This window comes from Alicyclobacillus tolerans (genome assembly GCF_900142255.1).
In the GTDB taxonomy this organism is placed as follows: Bacteria; Bacillota; Bacilli; order Alicyclobacillales; family Alicyclobacillaceae; genus Alicyclobacillus_I; species Alicyclobacillus_I tolerans.
The window spans coordinates 1-20,575 of record NZ_FRAF01000022.1; the positions used below are offsets into that span (position 1 = coordinate 1).

Consider the following 20,575-nt stretch of genomic DNA (forward strand, 5'->3'; position numbering starts at 1 on the left):
AAATACCAGTAGAACTGTGGTACGAACAATTTTCTGACTCGACTCTAGCAGACGCTGTGCTGGACCGCCTAGTCCACGACGCATACAAGATTCAACTGAAAGGGGAGTCGATGCGAAAACTACTGAGTGGGGTAAAAAACGCTCCTGAGGGAGACAAAACTGTTGCAACGAACTAAGAAATTTGTTTAATTCAAAGTAATCCCACATGGACGAACGGAAAGTGTCCAAGAGTTTCCGGACTCACTGTCCAAGACTTTTCGGAACGACTGTCCACGACTTTCCGGATTCAGTGTCCAAAAGCCCCGGAATATGCAAAGATAAGAACAAATGAGCATTAAGAAAATATAGGCAAGCATCCATATTCCACCAACAATATCTTTACGTGGCTTTTTATAGTGAAAATAAGACCAGAAATATACAATAATTCCGATGATGAGCAAGATGATGGCTTTGCTCAGTTTGTCCCATCCAGCCCAATACGAAATCAGGCCAGAAACTACGAAAGCAATCGGAGCAATAAGGTTGATACCACGGATTTGTGTATCTTTGCCACTCAATCCTTTGCGACGAAAAGCAATCACAGCAACAGCACCTGTCGCATAGCTGAAGCCTGTTAATGAACCCATTACCGCAATTAACGAATGCCAACTGGGAAGCGGTAAAAGTAAAGTGAACCCAAGTAAAATATTAATAAAGAGCGCGACAAAAGGTACTCGATATTTGGGATGCAATCGCGTTACAAATTTGGGGAAGAAACGGTTAACTCCCATGGAATAAGTAACTCGAGCATTCGATGCCGCATAGACAATTGCACTGCCCGTTGGAGATATAGCTGAATCCGCATATAGAATCCACGAAAGCCACGTTAAATTAATAAGCAATGCAATATTGGCAAAAGGCGATTTGAAATTAATAGATCCAAATCCATGACTCAACAATGAATGTGGCAAAGCACCAATAAAGGCAATTTGCAAAAGCAGGTACACCACAATAGAGACGAGCACAACCGTGATCACAGCGCGCGGAACATCTCTTTTGGGATTAGCCGCTTCTCCGGAGAGATCGATGGCCTGACGAAATCCAGTATACGCAAATACGATTCCTGAAGTAGCGATGGCACCAAGCGCACCTGCCAGTCCATACGGCGCAAAACCACCTGCTGCTGGACTGTTAAGGTTTCCCGGATGAAACGAAGTAGCAAGAAGGGCTACAATCGTCAAAAGCGGTACGCCTACTTTAATGGCCGTAATGGTATTATTGACTCGCGCAAACAGGCGTACACCAAAGTAATTGATAACAACAAAAACAAGCATAAGTAATATGGCAAAAGTAATCCCCAAACCGGTTAACGATTTTCCGTTATATAAAGCAGGAAAAAAATGACTGAGATACTGCATAACCGCTGAAGCCTCTGTTGGCGCATTAGCAGAATAGCTAATCCAGGTACTCCATGAAACGATAGATGAGACCAATGTTCCATTTGAATACGTTGGATAGCGAACAATACCGCCAGCTTCAGGACGCGTCGCCCCAAGCTCTGAATAAACCAACCCCACGCAAAGCATGGCAAGTCCACCAATAATCCAGGCCAAAATAGCAGCTGGACCGGCAGCTTGAGCAGCATACATGGCGCTAAACAGCCAACCGGAACCAATCACTCCTCCAATGGAAGCCGCTGTTAGGGACCAAAAACCGAGTTGTTTGCGAAAACCTGCTTCCATGAAACCCCTCCTACTCCTCATTTTCATGGCCAAGCAATGAAGTAAAAAAGGCGGTCGACAGACAAAGTCTAAACCTTTTGTCGACCTGCCTTCTTTTTTGAGAAACCCGTCTCGACATCATTTCTGATTGAGATGTCGATGAATGTGAATTGCTAAAACATAGCGTCTCCTATTTCTCGAAAAACAGCGTGAAAAATTTTTCCGGATTACGCTTTTCGGATCTCCCCTTCTTCGTAGATACTGCCCGTTTCTTCATATCGCTTAGCCATGATAAGTATTTCTTTCTTTAATTCGTCCAGTAATTCCTGCTCCGGAACCTTGCGGACGACTTCGCCGCGCCGGAACAATAATCCTTCTCCACGAGCGCCAGCAACACCTATATCCGCTTCACGCGCCTCTCCTGGTCCGTTGACCGCACAACCAAGTACGGAGACTTTAATGGGAGCGCGAATATTTTCAGTGAAACGTTCAATCTCACTGGCAAGTGAAATAAGATCGATATCGATACGTCCACACGTCGGACAGGAGACAATCGTGACCGCATCAGAGACTATGTGAAAAGTTTTCAAAAGCTCACGGGCAACGCGGATTTCTTCAACCGGATCGGCCGACAAAGAGACGCGCATGGTATTGCCGATCCCCATTTGTAAAAGTGTTCCTAGCCCCGCTGAACTTTTGATAGTACCGCCAAACAAAGTACCCGACTCAGTGATTCCCAAATGCAACGGATAGGGAAATGATTCTGCAGCCAAACGATAGGATTCAATGGCAAGCGGAACATCAGACGCTTTCATGGATACAATAATGTCGTAAAAATCAAGCTCTTCTAAAATACGAATGTGATGGAGCGCACTTTCTAACATTCCTTCTGCAGTTGGATAGCCATATTTCTCTAATATATGGCGTTCAAGCGAACCGGCATTTACGCCAATACGTATCGGAATTTGTCGCTCCTTACAAGCCTTGACCACTTCCTCCACTCGATCCCGCTTGCCGATGTTGCCTGGATTAATACGTACCTTATCTACTCCACCGCGAATGGCCTCTAAAGCAAGACGATAATCAAAGTGAATATCTGCAACCAAAGGGATGTGAATTTGCTTCTTAATTTCAGGAATGGCAGCAGCCGCTTCTCGTGTGTTGACCGTTACACGAACCACCTGACAACCTGCTTCTTCCAGACGAAGAATCTCAGCAACTGTAGCTTTGACATCCGCTGTCTTCGTTGTCGTCATACTCTGTATGACGACTTGATGATTTCCGCCAATGACCAAATCACCGACACGTACGGGTCGTGTTTTCTCACGTGTATACAAAATAAATGGACTCCTCTCCGTTTTAAACAGGTTCAATCATCAGATTCGACTTACTTGTCAATTCATTCTTTATCAAGAATCAGCGGGACACTGAATGGCCGTATTTGCCAAGTGCCTACTTTCTGCTACATTAATAATCGTACAAAACAAGATTCGGGCATTCAAGACGCAAACTGCTTAAAGCGGATGCAAATGAACCCGGGCGAAGGAGTGGCTCCCCTATGATTGAAAAAATTCGCGAATATTTAGGTCAAGAAGCTGATGATTTACTGGAACATGTCAGCCAGACCATCCCAGCCAGTGATTTATATGCTCCGTCAGCAACAGCGGTTGATGACGTTTTTGCTGCATCCAACCGAAACAACCGTGTGCTAGGCAACTTACAGAGATTGCTTGGCACCGGTCGTTTAGCAGGTACAGGCTATGTTTCCATCTTGCCGGTGGATCAAGGGATTGAACATTCTGCAGGTGCTTCATTTGCTAAAAATCCAGCTTACTTCAATCCGGAAAACATTGTGAAATTGGCTTTGGAAGGCGGATGCAATGGCGTTGCATCCACTCTTGGTGTTTTAGCATTGACATCTCGCAAGTACGCACACAAGATTCCTTTTATTGTAAAGATTAATCACAATGAACTGCTCACATACCCAAACAAGTTCGATCAGGTCATGTTTGCCAGTGTTCAGCAAGCTTACGATATGGGGGCAGCTGGAATTGGAGCTACCATCTACTTCGGTTCTGATGAATCCACTCGCCAATTGCAAGAAGTCAGTGAGGCATTTGCACGAGCCCACGAGCTTGGAATGTTTACGATTTTATGGTGTTACTTGCGTAATCCGCAGTTTAAGCAAGGCAAAACAGACTATCATTTGGCTGCAGACTTGACAGGTCAAGCCAATCATCTCGGTGTAACCATTGAAGCTGATATTATCAAACAAAAACTTCCCGAAACCAATGGAGGATTTAAAGCTCTTAATATGGAAGGAAGTTCTTACGGAAAAACCGACGAACGCATCTACACGGAATTGACCAGCCCCCATCCCATCGACTTGACGCGCTATCAAGTAGCCAATTGTTATATGGGAAGAATTGGTCTTATTAACTCTGGCGGCGCCAGCGGCGAGAATGATTTTGCTGAAGCCGTCCGTACTGCGGTTATCAACAAACGAGCTGGTGGTATGGGACTAATATCTGGTCGCAAAGCGTTCCAACGCCCCATGCAGGAAGGTGCTGCGCTTTTGCATGCGATTCAGGATGTCTACCTCTGCAAAGAGGTTACACTCGCCTAAAATGGTACAATGGGTCAATCCTGTTGTACATGCATAGATTCGCCCAACGCCAAAGCATACTGTGAAAAGGACAGTTGCAGTTCCAATGCATGAGGAGGCGTTCCAGATGGGCGGAGAGCATAACCAGTTTGAACCCGGATGGGAAGTACCCAATGACGGCGTATATCGAGAAATTGGCGAACACCCAGACAGTGAAGGAATCCTGCATGCGCGTGAACTCCACCTGCATAAAGGCGATCGGTTTCCACGCACAACCAATGGTAACCGAAAGTGGACACGCGTCAAAAATGGTGACGTGAAACATCGCAACTGAATTCAGTATCTTGGTGCATTGACACACTCTGAAATCTTTATCTATCCGGCACTGACTGGCACTGGCGTTGGCTGATGGCCAGCGCCAAGCTGCCAAAAGATATTGAAATCAGCAAGGGTTCAAGCTGTGACCCAAAAGGTTGACAGTGTATGGAAGGGGTATGAATATGTCTCAAAACCTATCGAGATCGCAAATCATCATGGAACAGACAGAACGGCTTGGCGCACATAATTATCATCCATTGCCCATCGTCGTGAGCAAAGCGGAAAGAATTTGGGTGGAGGATCCCGAAGGCAATCGCTATATGGACATGCTAAGCGCTTATTCCGCGCTTAATCCAGGGCATAGACATCCTCGCATCATCGCTGCTCTCAAAGAGCAGGCCGATCGCGTTACACTCACGTCACGCGCGTTTCATAGTGATAATTTGGGACTCTTTTATGAAAAACTTTGCCGGCTGACGAAGATGGACAAAGTACTCCCTATGAATACAGGTGCTGAAGCAGTAGAAACAGCTATCAAAGCGGCTAGGCGCTGGGCTTATGAGGTAAAAGGGGTAGCTGACTATCAAGCGGAAATTATTGTCTGTCAAGGTAATTTTCACGGTCGCACCGTTACCGCAATCTCGATGTCTTCAGAAAAAGAATATCAGCGTCAGTTTGGACCCCTCACACCAGGATTTAAAGTGATTCCTTACGGTGACATTCAAGCTTTACAAAACGCGATTACAGAAAATACGGCCGCTTTCTTAATAGAGCCTATTCAAGGAGAAGCTGGTATTATCCTGCCACCGGAGGGATATCTGAAACAAGCTCTGGAACTTTGCCAAGCCAATCGTGTCCTGTTTATTGCTGATGAAATTCAAACAGGATTTGGACGAACAGGTAAAATGTTTGCTTGTGACTGGGAAAATGTAAAACCTGATATGTACATTCTTGGTAAAGCGTTGGGCGGTGGAGTTTTTCCTATCTCCGCTGTAGCTGCAAAGAAAGAAATTCTGGATGTCTTCAATCCGGGTTCACACGGTTCGACATTTGGCGGAAATCCGCTTGCTTGCGCTGTCGCCATTGCAGCCATAGATGTCACTTTAGAAGAGAATTTGGCTGAACGCTCACTGGAGCTGGGCAAATATTTTTTGCATAACCTGCAACAAATCCAAAATCGACACATTGTTCAAGTGAGAGGACGGGGTTTGTTTATTGGGCTTGAACTGAATACATCTGCCCGCCCCTACTGCGAAGCACTGATGCAACGTGGGCTTCTCTGCAAAGAGACACACGAAAATGTCATTCGCTTTGCGCCGCCATTGATTATTGAAAAACCGGAATTGGATGATGCACTTACACGTATTCGTGCGGTGTTGCAACAATGAACGTCTGGTTGCCTGGCTGTATCGCTTTCATTCTCTCGTTTATCTGCACTCCTGCTGCTCGCAAATTAGCAATGCGATGGAAATTTGTTGATTTGCCCAACGATCGAAAAATTCATCAGCAACCTCTCCCGTTACTTGGCGGTGCAGCTATTTTCATGGGTATCTTGGCAGCAGGTATTCTTTATTTTATAAAGTTAAAATCTTTGGCTTCCCCTTATTTCGGTGTTATGGTCGGCGCGTTTTTATTGTTTTTGATTGGCGTCATAGACGATTTTTATAAAACTCGCGGAAAAGATTTTTCCGTAGCTGTTCGATTTATGATTCAAATTATTGCCGCCTTGATGGTACCTGCATTCGGTGGAGTTATCCGTGTGGTCAGTTCACCTTTTGATTCACCCGGCTTTATTGTAATGCCGCATCTTCTGGCTCAAATCATTACTGTTGTCTGGATTGTAGGCGTGATTAATGTCTTTAATTTTCTGGACGGTGTAGATGGGCTGGCAGCTGGCATTGCTGCAATTTCAGGCATCACTTTATTTTTTGTAGCTCTGCTTAAAACTGATCACGCATCAGCTATATTCGCCTTAGCTGTCGTAGGTGCAGCGCTTGGATTTTTGCGCCACAACTTCCACCCTGCCAAGATTATTATGGGAGATGCTGGAAGTACTGTTTTAGGTTATACACTTGGTAGTATTGCTGCTATTGGTTCCTTCAAATCCGCTACAATCGTATCCATTGTCGTCCCTGTTTTAGCTTTGGGTGTACCCATTTTTGATGCCTTACGTGTAGTGCTGATTCGCGCATGGCGCGGTCAACCCGTGTACAAGCCTGATAAATCGCACGTCCATCACAGTCTATTGCGGGCTGGTTTTTCACAACGCCAAACGGTTGCCTTGATTTATCTCCTGAGTGCGTGTTTCTCGCTAGCCTCCATGATAGTTCTCTTGCTATCGGCCCGTTGAAACGGGCCATTCTTGCGCACGTTTGTCTTGATAAAACAATGAATCACTTAACTTGACGGTAACTGCTAACTTTACATGCAGTTGGCTAAAAAGGAGATTGACTATGTTTCAATTCATCGCGACAGCAGCTTTCGGATTGGAATCCGTGGTTGCTCGCGAACTTCACAATCTTGGCTTTGAAAACACACAAACGATGAATGGGTATGTGGAATTTACAGGACCAGTTGCTGCACTTGTCTACGCAAATCTTTGGTTAAGAACAGCGGACAGAGTTTATATTAAACTTGCTGAGTTTGAAGCACGCACTTTTGAACAACTTTTCACTGGAACAAAGGAAATTCGTCTCAAAGATTGGTTAACGTCTGATGCACGCTTTCCTGTTACAGGACGTTCAGTACAGTCTCAGTTACACAGCGTACCTGCATGTCAGAGTATTGTTAAAAAAGCACTGGTAGAAACCATGCGTGAACAATTCGGAGTTTATGAATTACCTGAAAATGGCCCACTGTTTGCTTTCACTTTTGTACTGCACAAAAATCAATGTCAAATTTGGCTAGACAGCAGCGGTATTGGTCTGCATAAACGCGGTTATCGTAAACTCACGGCCACGGCCCCTCTTCGCGAAACTTTAGCAGCGGGATTAGTTTTGCTGAGTCGATGGCAAGGACATCGCCCTTTGCTCGATCCGCTATGTGGTTCTGGAACCATTGCCATTGAAGCAGCCATGATTGGGCGAAATCAAGCGCCAGGTTTGCGTCGTAGCTTTGCCAGTGAAGAATGGCCGGCTCTCACTCCACAAATTTGGCAAATGGCCCGAGAAGAGGCGCGCGAATCCCGTCGTCAAAATGTGGAATTGAATATCACAGCCAGTGATTACAATGCCGATGTCCTTTCTTATGCGGAATATCATGCGCGTCAAGCTGGAGTAGGAGAAGATGTAAAAATTTATAAAAAAAACATTACCGATGTTCATACAAATGGCGAGTTTGGCTGCATTATTACCAATCCTCCCTATGGCGAACGCATGGGAGAACGGGCAGAACTCCCGAACATCTATCGAGAACTTTCGCGCATGAAGCAAGAAAATCCAAATTGGTCTGTTTTTGTCATTACCAGCGATCGCAGTTATGAACAATACTTTCAAGCACCTATCCATAAGCGTCGCAAACTCTATAATGGACGTTTAGAAACCCAGTTTTACCAGAACATTGGACCTCTACCGCCTCGTCCAGATGATATCTGGCTACAGACAGGACCGAATGTTCTGTGATTTTTTCCTGTGATATCCCTATCGAAAAAAAGGATATCGATTTTACAAGGAACCTTTCGTCTGCGAAAATATTCTAGAACTCATAGTAGCAAAGGAGTGCTCAACATGGCAGAAAACAATCTGTTCCAAGCCCGCCAAAACCTCCAGGTTGGCAATAAGAATTATATTTATTATTCCTTGCCGGCACTGGAACAGGCTGGAGTTGGCTCCGTCTCGCGTCTTCCTTTTTCCATTAAAATTCTACTGGAAGCTGTTTTGCGACAGGCGGACGGACGAGTAATTACTGAGCAACATGTTCGGGATTTAGCCAATTGGAATGCACCGAAACCACAAAACGCTGATGTGCCTTTTAAGCCTGCACGTATCCTCCTGCAGGATTTTACAGGAGTGCCTGCGGTGGTCGATCTAGCTGCCCTGCGTGCTGCTATGCATACTCTGGGTGGTGATCCTAAACGCATTAATCCCCTCATTCCAGTGGATTTAGTTATTGACCACTCCGTACAAGTAGATGCTTTCGGCTCTGCTGAAGCATTGCAATTTAACATCAACAAAGAATTTGAACGCAATGAAGAACGCTACAAATTTTTGCGTTGGGCACAAACCGCCTTTGACAATTTCCGCGTAGTGCCGCCTGGAACCGGTATTGTTCACCAGGTCAACCTCGAATATTTAGCGAAAGTTGTCCAACAAAAGCAAGAGGGTAACGAAATAGTTGTCTTCCCTGACTCACTCGTAGGCACTGACTCCCATACAACCATGATTAACGGCATTGGTGTTTTGGGCTGGGGGGTTGGTGGAATTGAAGCCGAAGCTTGTATGCTAGGTCAACCTCTCTATCAACTGTTACCTGAAGTTATTGGATTCAAACTAACCGGCCAGTTACCAGAAGGCGCTACAGCTACAGATTTAGCCTTGACCGTCACCCACATGTTGCGTAAAAAAGGCGTAGTAGGAAAATTTGTAGAGTTTTATGGTTCTGGACTTTCCAATATTTCATTGGCCGATCGCGCTACTGTGGCCAACATGGCACCCGAATATGGAGCAACCATGGGCTTTTTCCCAGTAGACAGTGAGACGCTCAACTATCTGCGCAATACTGGTCGTGAAGAAGAACTTGTACAGCTTGTGGAAACTTACTGCAAAGCGCAAGGCTTATTCCGGACTGACAGTATGGCTGATCCAGTATTTACAGACACATTGGAACTCGACTTGGCTACGGTTCAACCCACCATGGCTGGTCCAAAACGTCCACAAGACAGTATCAAACTTAGCGATATGAAATCGACCTTTGAAAATGGCATGCAAACTCCGGTCGATAAAGGCGGATTTGGTCTTGATGAAGCTGGCCGCAAGAAAGAAGTGGCTATTCATCATCCAGACGGATCGACCTCCACCATGAAACCAGGTGCTGTGGCCATTGCAGCCATTACCAGTTGTACCAACACTTCTAACCCATATGTCATGATGGGTGCTGGTCTGTTGGCTAAAAAAGCTGTAGAAAAAGGTCTCACCCCTCCGAAATATGTGAAAACCAGCCTGGCACCCGGCTCCAGAGTAGTCACAGATTACCTGGAAAAAGCAGGGTTGCTCGACTCGTTGGCTCAAATTGGATTCGATGTGGTTGGTTATGGATGCACCACTTGTATCGGAAATAGTGGACCTTTGCCGGAAGAGATTGCAGGGCCAATCCGTGAGAATGATTTACTCGTAGCGGCTGTACTTTCTGGCAACCGCAACTTTGAAGGCCGCATCCACTCTTTAGTGCGAGCTAACTATCTGGCTTCACCGCCGCTTGTAGTAGCTTATGCTCTCGCTGGCAGTGTCGATATTGATTTGACAAGCGAACCACTTGGCACAGGCAAAGACGGTCAACCGGTGTATTTGAAAGATATCTGGCCAAGCAGCAAAGAAGTGGCTGATGCGGTCAACTTGGCAATGGACGCCAAGCTATTCCAAAGCCGCTATTCGGAAGTTTTCCAAGGCAACGAGCGTTGGAACGCACTCGACGTCCCACAGGGAGAGCTCTACGCTTGGGATGAACAATCAACTTATATCCAACATCCTCCCTTCTTTGTCGGTCTTAGTAAGGAACTGCCTCCTGCTGAAAACATTAAAGAGGCTCGTGTACTCGCTTACCTTGGCGACTCTGTCACTACCGACCATATTTCGCCAGCCGGCAATATTGCTGTCAATAGCCCAGCCGGAAAATATTTGGTAGATCACAAAGTAGAGCCTTACGATTTTAACTCTTACGGATCACGGCGCGGCAATCATGAGGTAATGATGAGAGGAACGTTTGCGAATATTCGTATTCGCAATAAGATTGCCCCAGGCACTGAAGGTGGCTATACCACCTATTTCCCGAATGGCGAAGTCATGCCCATTTACGATGCAGCTATGAAATATCAGGAAAACCATTTGCCGCTGATTATTCTTGCTGGTAAAGAATACGGTACTGGTTCTTCCCGTGACTGGGCTGCTAAAGGAACATACTTATTGGGTGTGAAAGCAGTCATTGCGGAGAGTTTTGAACGCATCCACCGCAGTAACCTGGTAGGTATGGGTGTATTGCCATTACAGTTTAAAAATGGTGAGAGCGCTGAAACTCATGGCCTGACAGGCCGCGAAACCTTTACGATTGAAGGCTTAGATGGTGAGTTAACTCCTCGCCAAGAACTCAAAGTGGTTGCCCACAAAGAAGACGGTTCAAGCGTATCATTCCCTGTTACACTGCGCCTTGACAGTCATGTGGAAATTGAGTACTACCGCAATGGCGGTATTCTCCAGACTGTATTACGCAACTTTATGGAAGCGTAACGACCTACACCTCTATAAGTTTGAGCAGACATGAAATAAGCCTCCCTATCCACACCAACGTGGAGAAGGAGGCTTATTTTTAAGTATTTTTATGGTGGATTTTTGCTGGAGAATACTCTGCAAGTCCGAATTGACCTTCATTCGTACGAATAAGAAAAAACTCGTGTTGCTTATCAGCAACGTACACTGCTCCGCCTGGCCAGTATACCGACCATGTGCCATTCGGTTGAATGGTGCCACTAGCAATTTTCTGGACACTTCCCGTACTGGCAAGTGCAAAGTGTCCATCTTGTAATGAAATGTCACGGGCTGGTACGTGAAAGACTTCTACCTGATGACCATACCAAGCATCATCAGACCAGATATGCAACTCTTTCCCAACTATGGCCACATGAGTTGGCGGTGGATTCTGAATTCGCTTAGGCATGTTTAAGGTCATAGGTTTACCGGCTACACTAGTAGGAAGAATATCGGCAACTTCGTTATTGCTCAATTTGATGTTTTGTTCAGGATGGTATTCGCCACAGCCTGGCAGCAGAAAGGTTGCCAAAAAAACGGCTGCTGCACTCCAAGCATGTCTTCTCATTTTCCATCACTTCCATACACATAGTTGTTGGGGGATTCATTTTACTTTGCCCCAATCGACACAAAATCATCAATTTGGGAAGAGGAATTATCTTTCAAGCACTTTTCGAAGTTTCCGTAGTACAGTAAAATAAAAATCAATCAACTAGAATGAGGGAGGTGCACCAGCATGCTTGGCAAAGCCATTTTAATGTCTGCAGTTGTAGCTGTACCTGCTACAATTGCACTCCAGATGCATGCGTCTTCCAATTCTCAAAGTATAAAACATGCTCCCCTATACGCAACGGATGAAATCGGCAGCAAAAACTGGGCTGGTTATGTCGATATCGCCAAGCCTGGTCAAACCTTTCATTCTGTGACCGGCACTTGGCAGGTCCCAGCCATTGAAGGTGAAGATCAGTCTGCAGCAGCTCAGTGGATTGGGCTCGGTGGCGTGCAATCAAAAGATTTATTGCAAATGGGTACTGTGGAAACCATGGATAATGGACAGGCGGAAAATGTGCTTTTTTGGGAGAAATTACCGAATGCAGCGAATGATTGGTTGACTCTTCCGGCTGGAGCAACTGTTTCTGCTTCCATTGCGTCTGTATCGGCTAATTCAAACACGTTCCTGTTAAAAGCTGTGGTATCTGATAATGGACAAACCCAAACATATACAAAGGAAGTAGAAGTATCTCCCGCCTATCAGGAAGCGATGGGTACAAGCGCGGACTGGATAAGCGAAGATCCTTCCGATGTCTCGTTGAATCTCATTCCGTTAGCACAAATGGGTACGATTCGATATACAAATGCAACCGCCAATGGGTTACCTATTCTTCAATCTGATGCATCCACTGAGCCTATGGCTTTAGTTGGCACTGACGGTCAAACGGTTTTGGTTCAGCCTTCACAGCTCTACCAAGGAGATACCAGTTTTTACACTTCAGATACAGGCAACTCTGGAGCCACTACAGTGCCACAAATTACAGTCGTTCAACAAGTTCCAACAGGTCCTTTCCCATCTTCTGATAGTTCAGAAGCGTGGCAGCAATGGCAACAGATGCAAAACCAATTGCAACAACAGTTACAACAAGCTTTTGGAAATCCAAACGGAAGCTGGAGTTCTTTGCTTCCCTCTAACGGATCAAGCTGGATACAACTTCAACAGCAATGGGTCGCACAGTTGCAACAGGCAGAGCAACAGTTGCAATCATTACTGTCCAATAACAACTGGGGTGCCTTTGGTAATTTAACGAATGCTGGAACTCACTCCAACTACTCGAGTTGGAATCCTCTACAGCTGTTGAGTCAACATGTGCATACTCATGTTGTCCATAATCAACAAGGGAACTGGCAATGGACCATCCAGTGGACCGCTTGGTAATCTAAAATCTCATTTAATAAACAGGACAAATCGATTTCACATCGGATTTTGAAGGCTAGGGCAACCTAGCCTTTTCTATTGAGTTTCTTTTCACACTGGATGGAACAGAGATCTCTTAAAAAATTTCCAGCCATCAATAGATCCACGGCAGCAAACGCCATGTGCGCTGCCTGTATGGTCCATAAGCTTCACCGATATGAGCAAACAAGATGGATTCCTCCACTTTCATCCGGCGAAGTCATCCTATCAAGGGAATAACAGCCCAGACGAACATTACAAGACCAAGATATGCCGTCCATATAGGTAAACCAAAAACTTCTAGTTGTCTGCTTGTTCATACCGACCATACATTATCTACTATGACCGTCGCAATCATGGTCACCCACAAGAAAAAACCTGCCTCCGTTTTAACAATGAGGCAGGGGCAGGGGTTAATATATCAATTTATAGCGCAGCTTGCAAAATTCTCAATACATCATTTTTGTTCAATTTGCGATACTTCCCTATTTCTCCAAAACGCACACTCTGTTCGGCCATACGCTCCAGATTTTCTGAGCCGATTTGATAATCAGCCAATCTCTGTGGCACTTCAATCGAACGGTAAAATTCTCGAACCTTTTCAATCCCTTCAGCAGCCAATTGAGATGTACTTTTGCCCGCTGGATTGATTCCGAACACATGGACAGCGAGATCAGCAAAACGCTCTGGTTTTTCCTGAGAAACAAAGTCCATCCAGTGTGGAAATAATATAGCAAGACCGCCACCATGAGGAATATCGTAAATGGCACTGATTTCATGTTCCATTGCGTGATTAGCCCAATCTCCTTCAATCCCCATGCTAATCATGCCGTTTAGTGCCATGGTCGAGCAGTACATTATCGTCTCTCTGGCTTCATAGTTAGTTGGTTCGTCAATGACTTTACGAGCATTTTCAATAATGGTTTTTATTACAGACTCTATAAGGCGCCTTTGCAATGGCGCATTTTCCGTGGGATGAAAATAGTGTTCATAACAATGCGCAAGCATGTCACAGATACCATAAATTGTCTGATCACGAGGTACTGTAAATGTATTTTCTGCATCACAGAATGAAAATTTCGGGAATGTATAAGGAGAACCGCCGCCGAGTTTTTCTTTGGTTTCCCAATTTGTAATAACTCCACCAGAATTCATTTCCGATCCGGTGGCTGCTAAAGTAAGAATGGTTCCAATCGGTAAGGCATCTTTAGCAACTGCCTTGCGTTGATAGATGTCATACACTTCACCATCAAACTTGACTCCCATAGCAATCGCTTTAGCGCAGTCTAAAACTGAACCCCCACCTACTGCAAGAATAAGGTGTACGCCCTCCGTTTTGCAGAGATCGATGCCTTTATGAACTGTTGTCAAACGGGGATTAGGTTCGACACCAGCGAGTTCAACCCACTCAATGCTACCTTCTCTAAGCAGGTGGATAACTTTGTCGTACAGTCCAAAACGCTTGATACTTCCACCGCCGTATAGCAACAACACTTTGTTTCCATATTTACGAATTTCCTCAACAAGATGCTGTTCCAATTGACCTTTCCCATAGTAAAGTGCTGTTGGATTTTGAAAACGAAACGGGTTCATAAAATCTCCTCCTGATTTTGCAAATGGCAAAATGGTTACCTTTTGCAAGCTAATAATTAGTTTATCATGTTTTGGTCTCCAGACCAAAACATGATTAAAGGCGGCAAATAGCTGCTTTCTTCTGTCTGTCTAAAGTTGTCCTTCACTTCATATACATGAAGATAGTCGTCTGCAAGTTTTGCATCCACTGTGAACTGGTCTCAACTCAAGCAAATTGAATGGAGTTCCAGATCCAATTAAGCGTGGCTTTCAGGCCCGTGAATCCGAGGCTTACAGGCCTGAGAAAGCGAGGATACCGCGTGTCAGGAGTGATGTTTGCAGTTTTGTCAACACTCTGCTATTCGTTATCCTATGTCGTTCTGCGCCGCGGTCAGTCAGAAGCTGCCATCACTGACGCCGGTCTATTACCTGTGCTCATCGTGAGTACTCTCCTTCTGGACGGTTTTTGGCTGATTAACTATTTGACGCATCAGCAAATGCTCTTATCCGTTTTACATGCGCCTCTATCTTCCTTTCTATATTCCTTGCTCTCTGGAATCTTAGGTACATTTTTAGGAAGATATTTTCTCTATCGAGCAATTGCTGCGGTCGGTGCAACGCGAGGAATAATTGTCAAATCACTCTCTCCCATCTTCACAATGGCGATTGCCTTTCTTTGGCTGAGAGAGCAACCTGATATCGGTCAACTTGTCGGGATCGGCCTTATCGGTTTAAGCATTGGACTGCTTTTCCACGAACAAAAAATAAAGCCTTTACGCGGAATAACCTGGTCTTTTTTTACATCCGGAATGAGCCTTGCTTTCTTTGCAGCAACATTTCAAGGAATTGGCCACAGTGCACGCAAACTAGCTGTACTCCATAACTTCCCCAGTCTAACCGCAGCCGCGATGGACTGTACAGTAGCCACAATCGTCTATTTTTTGGTCAGATTGATCTACCCACCCTTGCAAAACCATTGGTCGTCCTATCCTTGGCGACAAACAGGCGCTTACTTTGCGACGGCAGGTTTTCTTTCTGCTGTTGGCATCTTATTTTTCTTTGCTGCAAGCCAAAATATTCCGATTTCTACTGTGGCGGCTATCAGTGGAGCGGAACCCTTGTTGGTGACTTTATTCTCCATTCTTTTCTTATCACAATTGGAATCCTTCTCCGCCTACTCAGTATTTGCAGCTTGTCTGGGTACATTAGGCATTTTAACCATTGCCATAGGACCGCACCTCTTCCCGTGATACAATAATGGTTGGATAAGAACAAGGTGGAGTGAAAATGTTTGCTAACAAAAAATGAACATGCTGATGTGATTATTATAGGCGGAGGTCCTGCAGGCTTAATGGCTGCCGTAGCGGCTGCTGAAAAAGGTGCGCGAACCCTATTGCTTGAGAAGGGAGAAAAATTAGGACGCAAACTAGCTATTTCAGGCGGCGGTCGATGCAATGTAACAAACGCCAAGCCCTTACCGGAGCTAATGGAGAATATCCCTGGAAATGCCAAATTTCTTTATTCCACTTTGCATCGTTTCAATAATCAACATATCATGCAATTTTTCCAAAATCTCGGAATTGAGCTGAAAGAAGAAGATCGAGGAAGAGTTTTTCCAGTGAGTAATAGTGCATTGACCGTTGTTGCCGCTCTGGTCAACGAAGTACGCAGGCTAGATGTGGACATTCGCTTACGTACACCCGTGAAACAACTCTATCTGAGAGAAGGCAAAATTTGCGGCGTAATACTGCAAAGCGGAGAAACTTTACGATCACCAGCCGTAGTCATTGCCACTGGAGGATGCAGTGTACCTGCCACAGGCAGCACAGGAGACGCGTATCCGTGGGCAATCGAGGCTGGACACACCATTGTTGCGCCTTTTCCTACCGAAGTACCGCTGGTCTCTAACGCTCCTTGTATTCAAAATCGCAGTTTACAAGGTCTCTCTTTACAAAATGTAGAATTGACTCTTCTCCATAAACGCGGAAAAATTTTGACGGTACAGAACGGAGACATGATTTTTACGCATTTCGGCGTCAGTGGTCCTGCCGCTTTACGATGCAGTCACTATGTATCCGTCACCAAACGAAAAGAACCTGCAGATTCATTGATCCTTGCTATTAATCTGGCTCCTGTGTTCAGCAAGGAAGAAGGGCTGGCTAACTGGGTGCAGCGTCGACAGCGTTCGCCTCGCAGGCATTTGCATCATGTATTGACGGAAATGATGCCTGAAAGACTGGCCACTGCTGTTTTAGAGCGTGCCAAAGTGCAAGGTAATCGGCCCATGGCCGAGATTTCCAATGGTGAATTGGAAAAAATCGAGGAAATCATTCATTGTTTTACTCTCCCCATTCAAGGTACGTTGTCTCTTAGCAAAGCCACAGTAACTGGAGGAGGGGTCTCTGTCAAAGAGATTGACCCCAAAACTATGGCTTCCAAACTCTGCAACGGTCTCTATTTTGCTGGAGAAGTGATGGACGTACACGCCCACACAGGCGGATACAATATTACAGTCGCCTTTTCTACTGGTTGGACAGCTGGAGAGAGTGCCGCATACTACGCAACAGCAACATAATGTAAACGTAAGCTACAAAGAAAAAGGCAGCTGACAGCCAAAGAAGCGGTTGCAGCATGCGCTGCGACAATAGGCTGCCTCCCCACCAACTTCCAACAGCACTGCCAAGATTAGCACCGGCCACACGAACTCCAAACATTTGCGCATACTCGGTTTCTGCTAAAAAACGGAGAAAGGACGCATCTACAATTGGTTGCGGAATGGAACTAGCCGCCGTACGAACAAGATAAAGTCCAGAAAAGGACCAAAATCCCGATACCCACGCAGAAGCTGCAGTGGTCCCCGCTGAAAGAGCAAAAGCCATGGATAGAGTAGGAAATTCACGAACTCGACGAATTAACGGCCCTACTGTTGCAGAACCTATAGATACCATAAACATAGCCAGTGCAGAAACAATCGATATGGCTTCTGGGGAGCCACCAAAATTCTGATGTAAAACAAGCGTCATAAATTGAGACAGTAAACCAGGTGCTAGGCCAAACAGAAAGGAGAATCCACTCATCCAAATGATTCTCCGCGAAGGTTTGCGAAAAGCGCGATGAGCCTTTGCATCAGGAGCTCTCACGAACAATCGAATGACTGGAGCTATGAGCGCAATCGCTGTACCGAGTAAAAGAACATGACGAAATCCTAAAATTGGCGAAAGAAAACCAGCAAGTACGTTACCTGCGCCCATGCAAAACATGTACATGGCAACAAACCGACTGAAGATATGTGCCTTCTCTGATGAAACCGTCAGAGAAGAGAGAACTACATTCTCTGTCGAGACCAAAAGTGAGCCACCAATTCCCGCCAAAGCTGTGCAGACAGCATACACCCATTGTAAATTACCAACGCCAATGCCCAAATATCCGAGAACAATAATCAGTGTTGCTAATTTCCAAACTTTCGAAGCTCCAAGCCTGTCAGCAACACCACCCAAGAGTAAAGCAACAAAAGCTCCACAAAGCGCATTAATCGAAAACAACACGCCAATACGAGCGTCTGTCAAACCTTGATGTGCATAAAAAAAAGGTAGCGCATATTGTGCCATGCCAATACCTAGACTCAACAAAGTCTCACTGCCTAGATAGAGCATCAATGGACGGGAAATCATAGTTTCTTTCTGTCCTCCTGTCCATCTTCATTATGAAAGTAGTATTGCCAGAATGAGATGGGACGGCAAGATCCATCCGCGCTAAAGTGGCGCGAAAATGGACTGCCAAGCCGTCTGCTGTCTAACTTAGTCGTTTAGGTTATGCTGTACTGACGAACCGTAGGAACCACCCAATTTTCGACTGTACTTTCCGTATTTAGGATTCCCGTGTGGTCGATGTTCTCCGCGATGTTCACCGCGCGCCATAGCTGTGCTGGCTTCTGGAGAGAGAACAGGACCTACTGCTTCATCTCCACGTCCTATGGATTTGCGTCGAGTCGTCATTGTACAGGCCTCCTTGACTAAAAATCGACAAGCAGTCTCATTGTGTGCAAAACAATGGAGAATCATGATAATTTCTTTATAAAGGAGCACGATAACTGATGAAAAATGACAGCATCAGGATTCATTGGCTACTAGGTTCTAGTTCACAACGCCGCCAAGCCATATTGGATATGCTCGGACAAACATATCACATACGTCCTAGCCATTTAGACGAATCTTTCGCAAAAGATTACCCACCAGAAAAACAAGTCAAACTGCTTGCAGAAGCTAAAGCTCACGCCGTATATCAACAACTGCAGGAAGAACACTTTCTCATCCCAACACCCAATCATCAGCCCTGGTGGATAGTAACTGCAGACACTTTGGTCGATCTCGATGGAACGGCTATCGGCAAGCCCAGCGATGCCAACGAAGCTCTGGCGACACTGATGGCTCTCAGCGGACGAAGCCATCTAGTCTGGACATGTATTGCTATTTACGATCTGAAAAACCACCTACTCGTCAGTGAGACAGACTGCGCTAAAGTAACTTTCGCAAACATTCAGCGAGAAGATTTTGTCCGTTATATTGCTACAGGTGAACCTCTCGACAAAGCGGGCGCCTATGCTGCTCAAGGCATGGGTGCACAGTTTATTGAAAAAGTGGAAGGTGATTTTTTTACCGTAATGGGTCTATCACCAAGAGTTTTGTGGTCTTTGGCTAAACGTATAGGATATCAAGAACCTTTATTTTCAACTTTCAAATCGTAGCCAGCCAAACAGCACAAACGCGTCAAGATGAAGTTATTTGAGCAGCTTCCGTCAAGGCGTTTTCTAAGTCCATCTGCAAATCCACCGCATTTTCCAGGCCTACGGAGAGACGAAGTAAGCGCTGGGTAACCCCACAAGCTTCGCGTATCTTTTCAGGAATATCCGCGTGAGTTTGCACAGCAGGATAAGTGATAAGGGTTTCCGTACCGCCAAGACTCTCAGCAAACGTAATCAATCGCACCTGTTTTAAAATAACAGGCACCATCGATTCATGTATGACTTCAAAGGAGAGCATGCCGCCAAAATCGCTTGATTGCTTTTTCTGTACAGCGTATCCAGGATGAAGTTCTAAGCCTGGATAATATACACGCGCTATCAACGGATGTCCCGACAGATACTGAGCAAGAACAGAGGCTGTTTTAGAATGACGCTCCATACGGAGAGCTAAAGTTTTCATACCGCGCAAAAGTAACCAAGAATCGTCAGGGCCGAGCGTGGATCCGATAGAATTTTGTATGAAATAAAGATCATTACCTAATTCTTCCGTTTTCGTCACAACAAGTCCTGCCAGTACATCGTTATGTCCTCCGAGAAATTTAGTGGCGGAGTGTACAACAATATCTGCACCATATTGCATTGGCCGTTGCAAATAGGGCGTCATAAAGGTGTTGTCCACAATATAAAGAAGCTGATGAGTTTTACAAAGGTCACCCAAGGCTTGTAAATCAGCGACTTTTAAAGTGGGATTGGTAGGCGTCTCAACAAAAAGACCGCGTGTCTGCGATTGTATAGCAGTTTGCACTTCTTCCAAGTTACTCGTATCTACGTAACTTGCCTCTATCCCTACTTTACGTAAAAACTTTTCTACCAGCCGATATGTGCCTCCATACAAATCATTCGAAAAAATCAAATGGTCACCTGGCGAAAACAACTGCATGACAGCATGAACAGCAGCCATCCCAGAACTAAACGCAAACCCTCTCGCTCCACCTTCCAAATCCGCAATAGCGCGTTCTAAAATAGTGCGTGTAGGGTTGCCTGTTCGTGTATAATCAAAGCCGGTACTTTGCCCGAGCGCTGGATGCGCATATGTAGTTGCTCGATAAACAGGTGCCGAAACACTTCCTGTAACAGGATCCTGACGGTTCCCTAATTGTGCTAAAAGGGTGTCCAAATTCATGCCCGCTACTCCTTCTTTACCGCAACAGCATACGATTTCATCTGTTGCTTTTA

At 45.4% G+C, this 20,575-nt stretch carries 18 protein-coding genes; 11 read left to right on the top strand and 7 right to left on the bottom strand.

The genetic code is table 11. The features are described from left to right. The first annotated feature begins 2 nt into the window (after nucleotides 1–2). On the top strand, nucleotides 3–176 hold the full coding sequence (locus BUA75_RS11795; RefSeq protein ID WP_444861023.1) for an ATP-binding protein: 174 nt from the start codon (nucleotides 3–5) through the stop codon (nucleotides 174–176). A gap of 9 nt (nucleotides 177–185) precedes the next feature. Here the strand turns inward: BUA75_RS11795 and BUA75_RS11800 are convergent, their stop codons facing one another. Continuing rightward, nucleotides 186–1,721 (bottom strand): APC family permease, encoded by a 1,536-nt coding sequence (locus BUA75_RS11800; protein ID WP_072874810.1) that lies wholly within the window; start codon nucleotides 1,719–1,721, stop codon nucleotides 186–188. A gap of 206 nt (nucleotides 1,722–1,927) precedes the next feature. Then, nucleotides 1,928–3,037 (bottom strand): flavodoxin-dependent (E)-4-hydroxy-3-methylbut-2-enyl-diphosphate synthase, encoded by a 1,110-nt coding sequence (gene ispG, locus BUA75_RS11805; RefSeq protein ID WP_072874811.1) that lies wholly within the window; start codon nucleotides 3,035–3,037, stop codon nucleotides 1,928–1,930. 221 nt (nucleotides 3,038–3,258) lie between these two features. On the opposite strand from ispG, the gene BUA75_RS11810 reads away from it, so the two are divergent. The 6 genes from BUA75_RS11810 (at nucleotide 3,259) to acnA (ending at nucleotide 11,060) form a co-directional block, all read left to right on the top strand. Beyond that, nucleotides 3,259–4,326 carry a class I fructose-bisphosphate aldolase gene (locus BUA75_RS11810; protein WP_072874812.1) on the top strand — a complete coding sequence of 356 codons (1,068 nt, stop codon included), beginning with the start codon at nucleotides 3,259–3,261 and terminating at the stop codon, nucleotides 4,324–4,326. Nucleotides 4,327–4,432: 106 nt separating this feature from the next. Next, nucleotides 4,433–4,639: a YjzC family protein gene (locus BUA75_RS11815; protein WP_072874813.1), complete on the top strand. Its 207-nt coding sequence runs from the start codon at nucleotides 4,433–4,435 to the stop codon at nucleotides 4,637–4,639. Nucleotides 4,640–4,805: 166 nt separating this feature from the next. After that, nucleotides 4,806–6,011: an ornithine--oxo-acid transaminase gene (locus BUA75_RS11820; protein WP_072874814.1), complete on the top strand. Its 1,206-nt coding sequence runs from the start codon at nucleotides 4,806–4,808 to the stop codon at nucleotides 6,009–6,011. Beyond that, a complete protein-coding gene (locus tag BUA75_RS11825) occupies nucleotides 6,008–6,973 on the top strand; it encodes an MraY family glycosyltransferase (RefSeq protein ID WP_072874815.1) in 966 nt (321 codons plus the stop codon). Before BUA75_RS11820 ends, BUA75_RS11825 begins: the two co-directional genes overlap by 4 nt. 103 nt (nucleotides 6,974–7,076) lie before the next feature. Then, the gene (locus BUA75_RS11830; protein WP_072874816.1) at nucleotides 7,077–8,243 is read left to right on the top strand and encodes a THUMP domain-containing class I SAM-dependent RNA methyltransferase; all 1,167 of its coding nucleotides are present in this window, start codon (nucleotides 7,077–7,079) and stop codon (nucleotides 8,241–8,243) included. A gap of 105 nt (nucleotides 8,244–8,348) precedes the next feature. Further along, nucleotides 8,349–11,060 (top strand): aconitate hydratase AcnA, encoded by a 2,712-nt coding sequence (acnA, locus tag BUA75_RS11835; protein WP_072874817.1) that lies wholly within the window; start codon nucleotides 8,349–8,351, stop codon nucleotides 11,058–11,060. Between the two features lie 79 nt (nucleotides 11,061–11,139). Here the strand turns inward: acnA and BUA75_RS11840 are convergent, their stop codons facing one another. Further along, nucleotides 11,140–11,646, bottom strand: a complete 507-nt coding sequence (locus BUA75_RS11840) for a hypothetical protein (protein WP_072874818.1) — start codon at nucleotides 11,644–11,646, stop codon at nucleotides 11,140–11,142. Between the two features lie 168 nt (nucleotides 11,647–11,814). Here BUA75_RS11840 and BUA75_RS11845 point away from each other — a divergent pair, with 168 nt between their 5' ends. After that, nucleotides 11,815–13,008: a G1 family glutamic endopeptidase gene (locus BUA75_RS11845; RefSeq protein WP_072874819.1), complete on the top strand. Its 1,194-nt coding sequence runs from the start codon at nucleotides 11,815–11,817 to the stop codon at nucleotides 13,006–13,008. Nucleotides 13,009–13,452: 444 nt separating this feature from the next. Here BUA75_RS11845 and BUA75_RS11850 read toward each other — a convergent pair whose 3' ends face one another. Continuing rightward, nucleotides 13,453–14,619 (bottom strand): iron-containing alcohol dehydrogenase, encoded by a 1,167-nt coding sequence (locus tag BUA75_RS11850; protein ID WP_072874820.1) that lies wholly within the window; start codon nucleotides 14,617–14,619, stop codon nucleotides 13,453–13,455. 299 nt (nucleotides 14,620–14,918) lie between these two features. Between BUA75_RS11850 and BUA75_RS11855 the strand changes: the two genes are divergently transcribed. Continuing rightward, complete coding sequence (locus BUA75_RS11855) at nucleotides 14,919–15,848, top strand: DMT family transporter (protein ID WP_072874821.1); 930 nt, start codon at nucleotides 14,919–14,921, stop codon at nucleotides 15,846–15,848. Nucleotides 15,849–15,889: 41 nt separating this feature from the next. Continuing rightward, on the top strand, nucleotides 15,890–17,173 hold the full coding sequence (locus BUA75_RS11860) for a BaiN/RdsA family NAD(P)/FAD-dependent oxidoreductase (RefSeq protein ID WP_278247875.1): 1,284 nt from the start codon (nucleotides 15,890–15,892) through the stop codon (nucleotides 17,171–17,173). Here BUA75_RS11860 and BUA75_RS11865 read toward each other — a convergent pair. Both BUA75_RS11865 and BUA75_RS11870 read right to left on the bottom strand, forming a co-directional pair. Beyond that, nucleotides 17,121–18,269, bottom strand: coding sequence for an MFS transporter (locus BUA75_RS11865; protein ID WP_072874822.1), 1,149 nt, complete (start codon nucleotides 18,267–18,269; stop codon nucleotides 17,121–17,123). The two genes, BUA75_RS11860 and BUA75_RS11865, sit on opposite strands and share 53 nt — an antisense overlap. A gap of 126 nt (nucleotides 18,270–18,395) precedes the next feature. Continuing rightward, on the bottom strand, nucleotides 18,396–18,593 hold the full coding sequence (locus tag BUA75_RS11870) for a hypothetical protein (RefSeq protein WP_072874823.1): 198 nt from the start codon (nucleotides 18,591–18,593) through the stop codon (nucleotides 18,396–18,398). A 98-nt stretch (nucleotides 18,594–18,691) separates the two neighbouring features. Here BUA75_RS11870 and BUA75_RS11875 point away from each other — a divergent pair, with 98 nt between their 5' ends. After that, nucleotides 18,692–19,342, top strand: coding sequence for a Maf family protein (locus BUA75_RS11875; protein ID WP_083574318.1), 651 nt, complete (start codon nucleotides 18,692–18,694; stop codon nucleotides 19,340–19,342). Between the two features lie 22 nt (nucleotides 19,343–19,364). On the opposite strand, the gene BUA75_RS11880 is transcribed toward BUA75_RS11875, so the two are convergent. After that, a complete protein-coding gene (locus tag BUA75_RS11880; protein WP_072874824.1) occupies nucleotides 19,365–20,522 on the bottom strand; it encodes a trans-sulfuration enzyme family protein in 1,158 nt (385 codons plus the stop codon). Nucleotides 20,523–20,575: the final 53 nt, after the last annotated feature.